The sequence below is a fragment of the Mesorhizobium sp. M7A.F.Ca.US.005.03.1.1 genome (genome assembly GCF_003997975.1).
GTDB lineage: Bacteria > Pseudomonadota > Alphaproteobacteria > Rhizobiales > Rhizobiaceae > Mesorhizobium > Mesorhizobium ciceri.
The window spans coordinates 1-1,943 of sequence record NZ_RZRO01000207.1; the positions used below are offsets into that span (position 1 = coordinate 1).

The window sequence follows — 1,943 nt, forward strand, 5'->3', positions numbered from 1 at the left end:
GATGAGGACGACCACGATAGCGATTTCGACGTATAACATGAGCGGTCAATAGCATTGTGGCGCGGTCTTCGAAAATAGTCCGGCGTGATTTTTGAGAAATGACCGGTATTTCGCTCACGCGGCATCCCAGGGCGGCGCCGAAAAATGTTCGACGAGGGCGTCGACGACAACCCGCACCTTTGGCGTGAGCGCGCGCGTCACCGGCCAGACGGCATGCACGACGATGTTCTCGACCAGGCATTCCGACAGCACCATTTCGAGATCGCCGCTTTTGAGGCTGTCGGCGGCCAGCCATGTCGGCAGGAAGGCGATGCCGCAGCCGGCGAGCGCCGCATCCAGCATCGGTTCGCCATGGCCGAGAACGAGCCGCGCCTTGGGCACGAAGGTTGCGAGATGGCCGTCGGAATGTCTGATCACCCAGGGGCGGACGATGCCCTCGCGACCGTAGCCAATGACGCTGTGATCGGCGAGATCCTCGACCGATTGCGGCCGGCCGTGCCTGTCGAGATAGTCGGGAGCCGCGCATATGGCCGAGCGCTGAGCATAGAGGCGCCTGGCCGCTAGCGACAGGCTGTCGTCGAGTTCGCCCATGCGGATCGCCAGGTCGATGCCCTCCTCGATCAGGTCGACGCGGCGGTCATTGAAGGAGATTTCAACCGTCAGGTCCGGAAATTTCCTCGAAATCTCGAACAGCACGGGAGCGACGCAGCGTCGGCCGAAGGCCAGCGGCACGTCGACCCGAAGCCGGCCAGACGGGACCTGCCGACGCGAGGCGAGCAGCGACTGTGCGGCTTCGATCTCGGCCAGGGCCCGGACGCAGGCTTCATAGTAGCTGATGCCTTCGCTGGTCGGACTGAGACTGCGGGTGGTGCGGTTCAGCAAGCGAACGCCGAGCCTCTGCTCCAGCTGCGCGATCGATTTGCCGATCGCCGACTTCGTCACATGCAGCCGCTCGCCGGCGCTAGTGAAGCTGCCGGCCTCCACCGCCTGAACAAACGCAACGGTGCCTTGCAGGTCGGCCGTTTCCATGGCGATTTCCTATTGTCGACTTTTAGTCCGCAATCAGTGTCAAATTATACCGCACGGAAGCACTATTTTCTATAGTCGAAAGGCATAAATGTCTCGCCTGGCATCAATGCACGGAGCGCGAGACGACATGAGCACCCCAATCAACAGATCCTGGCAGATGAGCGGTTTTGGCCTGTCCAGGCTAAGCCAGGTGGAAGGCAAGGTGCCCGAGCCAGGGCCGCACGATTTGCTGGTGCGGACCAAGGCCGTATCGCTCAACTACAAGGACAAGATGATCGTGGACGGCGTGCTGATCCCCGACCTTGCCTTTCCCTTCGTGCCGACATCCGACGCGGTGGGCGAAGTGGTGGCCGTCGGCAGTGCGGTCAGCCGCTTTCAGGTCGGCCAGCGCGTGCTTGGCCAGGTGATCGCCGATTGGCCGGATGGCGACGCACCGCCGGTGCTGCATAAGCACACGCTGGGGTCGTCGCTGTCGGGTATGCTTTCCGATCATGTCATCTTCGGCGAGGACGCCGCGGTGCTGGCGCCGCCGTCGCTCGGCGACATCGAGGCCGCGACATTGCCGATCGCGGCGCTGACGGCCTGGTTCGCCATGGCCGAGGCGACCAAACCGGTGCCGGGTCAGACCATTCTGATCCAGGGCACCGGCGGCGTGTCGCTGTTTGCGCTGCAGTTCGCCACTGCGTTCGGCCTGCGCGCCATCGTCACCTCAAGCAGTGATGAAAAGCTTGAGCGGGCGAGAAAGCTTGGCGCCTGGCAAGGGATCAACTACCGCACGCAACCGGCCTGGGACGATGCCGCGCGTGAGCTGACGAACGGGCTGGGCGTGAGCCACGTGCTGGAAATGGTCGGCGGCGACAATGCAAGGCGATCTCTGAACGCGCTGGCCGCCGACGGCCGGCTGTCGATCATCG

2 protein-coding genes are annotated in these 1,943 nt (G+C 63.4%); one reads left to right on the top strand and one right to left on the bottom strand.

Annotation, left to right across the window (positions count from 1 at the left end):
- Positions 1–114: 114 nt before the first annotated feature.
- Positions 115–1,029 carry a LysR family transcriptional regulator gene (locus tag EN990_RS35155; RefSeq protein WP_127369062.1) on the bottom strand — a complete coding sequence of 305 codons (915 nt, stop codon included), beginning with the start codon at positions 1,027–1,029 and terminating at the stop codon, positions 115–117.
- 127 nt (positions 1,030–1,156) lie between these two features.
- On the opposite strand from EN990_RS35155, the gene EN990_RS35160 reads away from it, so the two are divergent.
- On the top strand, positions 1,157–1,943 hold a 787-nt coding region (locus EN990_RS35160), incomplete at its 3' end, for an NAD(P)-dependent alcohol dehydrogenase (protein WP_164766237.1).